1 protein-coding gene is annotated in these 293 nt (G+C 55.3%); it reads right to left on the bottom strand.

Features of this window, described 5'->3' with window-relative positions; genetic code table 11:
- Positions 1 to 293: LysR substrate-binding domain-containing protein (locus tag ACTHSP_RS23625; RefSeq protein WP_440347190.1), on the bottom strand; the 293-nt coding region annotated here is incomplete at both ends.

Below are 293 nucleotides of genomic sequence, written 5' to 3'. Positions count from 1 at the left end.
TGGACGACGTAGCCTTTTTCCAAATACGGCATGACCGTCCAGTAGGGCAGGGCGGCGATGCCGCGTTTGCTGGCAACTAGCTGAATAATGGCGATGGTCAACTCGCTGTGGCGGCGCGGCGGATTAATGCCTTTGGGCAGCAGCACTTTTTTGGGCAAATCCAGCATTTCGTCGGGGACGGGATAAGTAATCAAGGTTTCGTCGATGAAGTCTTCGGCTTCCCAAACGTCTTTGTCGGCAAGCGGGTGGTCTTCTGCGCAGATGCCGACCATTTCATAGGCAAACAGAGGGCG

The sequence above is a fragment of the Neisseria sp. P0001.S005 genome, assembly GCF_051963715.1.
This window is presented reverse-complemented; position numbering and strand designations above follow the sequence as displayed.